The following is a 6,309-nucleotide window of genomic DNA, read 5'->3' on the forward strand; positions in this document are numbered from 1 at the left end:
TCCGAGGCCGCGGCCTCGACAGCCTCCCCAGCACCCGCCCCGACATCACCGACCCGGCTGACTAAACTGCCCACAACCGTTCACTTTTCGAACGCCGGAAGTGTTCACAATTCGAGCGCCGCCGACACATGGCCACCATTCGGAGAACGTCATCGTGTCCCTCCTCCTGCCGCGTCAGCATATCGAGGGGGTCGGACAGTCGACGGAAGGACGACCATCCGCCGGAGCGGGAGGCCGTGTGTCTCACTCCCGGCGGGCATCCGCCCCTGATAGCCACCGCAACCGAGACACGCACCCCCGCGCCAGCCACCCGTGTCTCACTCCCGGCGGGCATCCGAGCCGAATAGCCACCGCAACCGAGACACGCACCCCCGCGCCAGCCACCCGTGTCTCACTCCGGGTGGCCATCCGAGCCGAATAGCCACCGCAACTGAGACACGCACCCCCGGCCCAGGCCCCGCACCGCCCCGCGCAAACCCACACCACCCCGCAAACCCGACCCGCGCCGCAACCGAAAAGAGCCGGCCATCCGCTGGGGATGGCCGGCTCTGCGCTCTCGAGAGAACTCAGACCTTGTAGCCCTGCTGGCGACGCAGGAGGCGGAAGATCATCGCGACGGTCTGGATCACGGTGACGATGCCGACGATCGGCCAGCCCACCCAGAGGATCGAGGACTGCACGATCGGGCCGAGCATGAGCCAGATCACGGTGACGGCCGCCACCACGACGACCAGAAGGATGAGCGGCAGCCAGTGGGAGCTTCCGCCGCCCTTCTCGGCGCGCGCCTGCATCGCCCAGTTGTCGACCTTGCGGCGCGAGAGGAAGCGGGTCCAGGAGCGCACGAAGTGGCTCATCCGGATCCACATGAAGATCTCCGCGGGAAAGATCAGCGCGGCGAACAGCACGTCGCGCTTGGTGCGGGTGGCGAGCGTCATCGCGATGCGAACGTTCAGCAGCGTCGCGACGAGCGGCGTGATGAGCCACACCGGCGAGAAGACGAACGCGCCGATGGAGAGCGAGCCGGCCAGCAGCACGACGAACGCGAAGCGCACGAACAGGTTCGTGAGCATGTCGAAGTTCTCGAGCCACCGCAGACGCAGGTTCGGGTGGAAGGGCTGGCCCTTCGTGTCGCCGCGCTGCCCGGGCCACATGAGCTCGATGGCGCCGTACGTCCACTTGACCTGCTGCGCGTCGTAGCCGCGGAGCGTCGTCATGCCACCGACATCAGCGCGGGCGAACGGGCTGATCTTCGTGAGGTAGCCGGCGCTCTTGATCTGCAGCGAGAGAAGCGAGTCCTCGACCTCGCTGTCCTTCACCCACGGGGTGCGCTGGTGGTTGCCCTTCATGACGTCGCGCAGGGCGGCGGTCGAGAAGATCGAGAACTGCCCGCCGAGCACGGCCATGTTGCGGCCGCGCAGAAGGTTCTGCATGTTGAACGCCGCGAACTGCGTGCGCTGGCCCGCGATGAGGAACTTCGGGATGATGCCCCTGATCGGGCGGTCGTCGATCGAATACACCGCCGAGATGCCGCCGATGCGCGAGTCGGAGACCGCCTCGTTCTCGAGGTGCTCGACCGCCTGGCGGTCGGCGACGGTGTCGCCATCCACGCCGAGCAGGTAGTCGTAGCCCTCCACGAGCGAGTAGCCGTAGTTCAGGGCGCCGACCTTCTTGTCGGGGTTCTTGCCGATGTCGTGGACGAACACCTCGGTGAACTGGTCGCCGAGCTCGGTGCTGAGCTCGTGGGCGCCGGCATACTGCGAGGCGATGCGCACCGTTCCGTCGGAGGAGTTGTTCACGACCACGTGGATGACATCCGGCACGCGGGTCTGCGCGAGGAGCGCCTCGATCACATCGGCGATCGACTCCTCCTCGTTGTAGGCGGGGATGATGCAGCCGATGGTCGACCGATGACCGGGGACGTCCTCCAGCACCGATGCGAAGTCGTCGGCGAATCCGACCGGCTCCATCTCGGCCGACGGCGCGTGAGCCGGCTCCACCTCGGCCGACGGCGCGAGGGGGACGATGGCGGTGTCCTGGGTGGTCACGATGGTTCCTGTCTTCGGGGTGCTTCGTTGCTACGAGTCTTCCTGACCGACCGCGAGAATCCGCGGGGTTTCGCCCCGGCGAAGCTCAAGATCGGCGCAAGGAAATCAGCTCTGGGCGGCGAAGATCGCGATCGGAAGCGTCTGGTGGATCGTCTGCTCGCTGAACGAGCCGTCGCTGTTCGGCGATCCCTCCGCCGACAGGGTCAGCGCGAAGTCCAGCGTGATGCCGGTCGTGCCGTCCGGAAGCTGCGAGATCGTGCTCTCGGGCACCAGCAGACCCCCCTGGAAGCTGTTGAGCAGCAGCCCCCGGTCGGTGCTCATCGCGTCGCTCGGCACCAGCGTGCGCGGATCGGTCGTGAAGTTGACGGGGCCGGGTGTCTGCGCGGGACTGAGCGTCGACGTGACTGACAGCTGCGAGAGGTACACGCGGCGCTTCTGATCGAGCGTCGCCTTCTCCGCCACCCGGTAGTCCGCGACGTTGATGGCGTAGCCGAACGTCTTGTCGCCCGTGGTCGTCCACTCCTGGGTGCGCTTGGGGCTCTCGGCCCAGACGTCGATGGTGACCTGGAGGTCGTCGGCGACGTCGGCCGTGAGCGACACCGAGCCATCCTGCGTGAGAATCGACTCGAACGCCGCCGCGTCGGTGCCGGCGGCACTCGCGGACGACGCCGCGTCGGGCGTGCGCTCCACGATCGGCTGGGCCATCGCGGCGATCTGGCTGCAGCCGGCGGTCGCGAGCAGCGAGGCGGCGAGGATGGCCGTGGCGGCCGTCGCACGGATGGTGCGTGTGAGCATGACTGTTCTCCTGAAAATCCATGGGCGCCCGTGCGCACCTTGGCCGAGGTGCGCACGGGCGCAGTGGTGCCGTCGCACGAGCGAAGGGTGCTGCGCGAGGGCTCATCGCGTATTCGGGTTACGCGGCGCCGCCTCCCCAGAAGACGACCTGCTCAGATAATCACGCCGGATGGCCCGAATCCGGGTTCTCTGGGATTCCCTGCGTCAGTCTTGCGCTTGCCTTGAGGTTGGGGGTCGGGGCCTGATGCGGGCTTGAGGTTCGCAGCCTCCGGGGTGCGATTCGGGGGCGCCCCCTGGTTCGCCAGTGCGGGCGACATGCGGGCGCGGCCATCTGCGGTTCGCCAGTGCGGGCGACACGCGAGCGCACCCATCCGCGGTTCGCCAGTGCGGGCGACACGCGAGCCCGGCCATCCGCGGTTCGCCAGTGCGGGCGACACGCGGGCGAGGCCATCCCTCGACGCCCACGACGGCGGCGACCTCAGCCGGCGATGGCGACGGTGAGGCTGTCGGTCGCGGTCTGCTTCGCGTACTCGTCGGATGTCGGGGTCGTCTGCACGAGGAACTCGTACCGGACCTGCAAGGTAACGGAGCGGGTGCCATCCGGGACGGCGCCGATCGTGAACGTCTGCGAGTAGCTGTAGGGCGAGAGCACGAGGTAGCCGTGCGGCTCTGTCGAGGTGTCCTCCTGCACGGGGAGCGCCTCACCGCCATCCGGCACGACGGTGATGCTCGCCCGCTGCAGGTACACGCCCTGGCCGTCGTCGGGGGTGATCGTCGTCGAGAGCGAGAGGCTGAGAGGCTTGGCGGCCGCCGCGGTCCACTGGTCCAGGGCGAGGTCGGACCAGTACGTGACGTCGGCGACGACCGCGCCGGCGTCGAGCTGCCGCTTGGCGCTGCCGGTCTCGAGGTCGTTGACGACGGGCTCGGGGGTCTCGGTGGCGGGGGCGCTCTCACCCGCACCGCTGCCGTAAGTGGGCTCCACAGACGTCGTCGGCGTGGGCGTGGTCGCGGCGACCCAGGGCGCCTCGCCGTCGCATCCGGCGAGCACGCCGGCGAGCGCGCCGAGGGTCAGAGCGAACGCGGCCCTCTTCATGGTGCGCATCGGCATCCCTTTCGTCCGCGCCAGGATACCGGTGTAGAGGCCGGTGCCTCCGGGCGCGTTCCCAGGCGCGGGAACGCGGACGGTCATCGTGCCGGACGTTGAGCGAGGGAGCGCCAGCGACCGAGACGAAACGCGGTGGCGAGGTTGCCGAGGGCGGCTCGCGGCGTTTCGTCTCGCTTCGCCCGCTCAACGTCCCGGGTGGTTGCGGCCCGTGTCAGCCGCCGACTTCGTCGCTGTCGCGGCGCTTGCGGGTCTGCTCGGCGCGCTGGCCGAGGAGCTCATCCGCGGGGTACCCGACCTCGGTGAGCGTGAGGCCGCGCGCGGCGAGGACCTTGAACTCGCTCGTGCGCTCGAGGTTGTCGCGGATGATCCGCAGATGCTCGGCCGTGAGCTTCCCCTCCCCCACCGCCACGCACGCCCCGACCAGCGCCCGCACCATGGAGTGGCAGAACGCATCGGCGCGGACGTTCGCGACGAGCACGCCCTCGGCATCCCGCCGCCAGTCGAACTCGAGCAGGGTGCGGATGGTCGTGGACTCGGGACGAGGCTTGCAGTAGGCCGCGAAATCCCAGAGTCCGACGAGCCCGCGGGCGGCCTCGTCCATCGCGGCGACGTCGAGGTCGGCGCGGACGGTCGTGGTGCGGTGCCGCTCCATGGGGTCGTACCCGACGACCTGATCCGCGATCCGGTACGCGTACCGGCGCCAGGTCGCGGAGAAGCGCGCGTCGAACCCCTCCGGCGCGGTCGAGGCGCGCGTGACGAAGACGTCGGGATACTGCCCGAGCACCCCGGCCATCCGCTTCGCCACCGGCTCGATCGGGTCGGCGACCTCGGGGGCGTTGCGACGCTTGATCGTGAGGCGCTCCCACTGGGCGTCGTCGACGTCGACGTGCGCGACCTGCCCGCTGGCGTGGACGCCGGCGTCGGTGCGTCCGGCGACGACGAGCTGCACGGGCGACCCCGCGATGCGGCCGAGCGCCCCCTCGAGGGTGCCCTGCACCGTGCGGAGACCGGGCTGGCGGGCCCATCCGCGGAAGTGCGTGCCGTCGTAGGCGATGTCGAGCCGGATGCGACGCATCGCCGCGCCTACAGCTGCGCGAGCGCCGCGAGGACGACCTGCGCGGAACGCTCGGCGGCGTCGTCGATGTGGGTCTCGAACTCCGTGCCGTCCGGCGCGCACAGGTCGCTGATCGCGCGGAGCGACGCGAACCGCAGACCGAGGTTGAAGGCCGTCTGCGCGAGGGCCGCGGTCTCCATGTCGACGGCGAGGATGGCCGGGAACACCTCCCGCAGGCGCTGCGCGATGTCGACGGTGACAAACTTCTCACCCGAGCCGATCGCGCCTTCCCGGCCCCGGCCATCCGCCAGCGCCGCCGTGATGAGCGCGGCGTGCGCGAACGGGTCGGGCGCGTAGCTCGGCGGCATGCCGGGCACCTGGCCGGGAACGTAGCCGAAGGCCCGCGCGTCGGCGTCGACGTTGATGTACTGCGTGCCGACCACGACATCGCCGACCTGAACGCCGGGGCCGAGGCCGCCCGCGGATCCGGCGGAGATGAGGAGGATGTCGTCGCCGTAGCGATGCGCGGAGCCGACGGCCGCGACGGCCGCGTTCACCATGCCGATGCCGGAGCGGACGAGCACGAAGGTGCGCCCGCCGACGACGACACCGCGATGTATGGCCCGGCCGATCTGGACGGGTTCGGAGACCTCCGAGGCGGCATCGAGGAAGGGCTGGGCCTCCTCGTCCATGGCGACCTGGACGACGACGTGGCTCATGCCGCGTACACCGTGTTCCACCGGTCGCGCTCGGCGAGGAACCCGCGGACCGCGGTCTGGGCGCCCTCGAGGGTGTGGTTGGCGCCCCATCCGCACTGGGTCTCGTTCGCGGCCGGAACCTCGGTCGCGTCGAGGATGTCGGTCAGGGTCGCTTCGATGAGCGCGAGGACCTCGTCGTACGCGGGCTCGCCCTGCAGGATGAGGTAGAAGCCGGTCTGGCACCCCATCGGCGAGAAGTCGATGACGCGGTCGGAGTGGTTGCGGCTCTTCTCGGCGAACAGGTGCTCGATCGAGTGAACGGTGGGCATCTCGAGGTGCGCGCGGTTGGGCTGCGTGAACCGGACGTCGTACTTGACGATGACGTCGCCCGCCGGGAGCTGCTTCCGGTCGGCGAGGCGCACGTACGGCGCGGAGACGATGCGGTGGTCGAGGTTGAACGACTCGACGTTCATGCGGGGCGCTTCAGTCACCATCCGAGCCTACGCGGAGGTGGGTTGGAGAGCGGTGGGCGCGAGGTTCTCGGGGCTCGGGGGCGGCGCGGGCGGCGTGGGCGGCGCGGGCGGCGTGGGCGGCGCGGGCGGCGTGGGCGGC

Annotated in this window: 6 protein-coding genes; all 6 read right to left on the reverse strand. The window is 69.9% G+C overall.

The genetic code is table 11. The features are described from left to right. Positions 1 to 566: 566 nt before the first annotated feature. The 6 genes from QWJ90_RS14780 to QWJ90_RS14805 all read right to left on the reverse strand — a co-directional run bounded on the left by QWJ90_RS14780 (position 567) and on the right by QWJ90_RS14805 (position 6,191). A complete protein-coding gene (locus tag QWJ90_RS14780; protein ID WP_290108643.1) occupies positions 567 to 1,967 on the reverse strand; it encodes a glycosyltransferase family 2 protein in 1,401 nt (466 codons plus the stop codon). Between the two features lie 183 nt (positions 1,968 to 2,150). Beyond that, complete coding sequence (locus QWJ90_RS14785) at positions 2,151 to 2,840, reverse strand: fructose 1,6-bisphosphatase (RefSeq protein WP_290108634.1); 690 nt, start codon at positions 2,838 to 2,840, stop codon at positions 2,151 to 2,153. Positions 2,841 to 3,318: 478 nt separating this feature from the next. Continuing rightward, the gene (locus QWJ90_RS14790) at positions 3,319 to 3,942 is read right to left on the reverse strand and encodes a hypothetical protein (RefSeq protein ID WP_290108638.1); all 624 of its coding nucleotides are present in this window, start codon (positions 3,940 to 3,942) and stop codon (positions 3,319 to 3,321) included. Positions 3,943 to 4,156: 214 nt separating this feature from the next. Beyond that, positions 4,157 to 5,020, reverse strand: a complete 864-nt coding sequence (gene truA, locus QWJ90_RS14795; RefSeq protein WP_290108640.1) for a tRNA pseudouridine(38-40) synthase TruA — start codon at positions 5,018 to 5,020, stop codon at positions 4,157 to 4,159. 8 nt (positions 5,021 to 5,028) lie between these two features. Beyond that, a complete protein-coding gene (gene mtnN, locus QWJ90_RS14800) occupies positions 5,029 to 5,718 on the reverse strand; it encodes a 5'-methylthioadenosine/S-adenosylhomocysteine nucleosidase (protein ID WP_290108641.1) in 690 nt (229 codons plus the stop codon). Beyond that, a complete protein-coding gene (locus QWJ90_RS14805; RefSeq protein ID WP_290108642.1) occupies positions 5,715 to 6,191 on the reverse strand; it encodes an S-ribosylhomocysteine lyase in 477 nt (158 codons plus the stop codon). Before QWJ90_RS14805 ends, mtnN begins: the two co-directional genes overlap by 4 nt. Positions 6,192 to 6,309 lie beyond the last annotated feature (118 nt).

This window comes from Microbacterium oryzae (assembly GCF_030406385.1).
Taxonomy (GTDB): Bacteria; Actinomycetota; Actinomycetes; order Actinomycetales; family Microbacteriaceae; genus Microbacterium; species Microbacterium oryzae_A.

Excerpts from the sequence above, each read along its gene's own strand:
- QWJ90_RS14780 (WP_290108643.1), bottom strand. The coding sequence starts at position 1,967 with ATGGAGCCGGTCGGATTCGCCGACGACTTCGCATCGGTGCTGGAGGAC.
- QWJ90_RS14785 (WP_290108634.1), bottom strand. The coding sequence starts at position 2,840 with ATGCTCACACGCACCATCCGTGCGACGGCCGCCACGGCCATCCTCGCC.
- QWJ90_RS14790 (WP_290108638.1), bottom strand. The coding sequence starts at position 3,942 with ATGCGCACCATGAAGAGGGCCGCGTTCGCTCTGACCCTCGGCGCGCTC.
- truA (WP_290108640.1), bottom strand. The coding sequence starts at position 5,020 with ATGCGTCGCATCCGGCTCGACATCGCCTACGACGGCACGCACTTCCGC.
- mtnN (WP_290108641.1), bottom strand. The coding sequence starts at position 5,718 with ATGAGCCACGTCGTCGTCCAGGTCGCCATGGACGAGGAGGCCCAGCCC.
- QWJ90_RS14805 (WP_290108642.1), bottom strand. The coding sequence starts at position 6,191 with ATGGTGACTGAAGCGCCCCGCATGAACGTCGAGTCGTTCAACCTCGAC.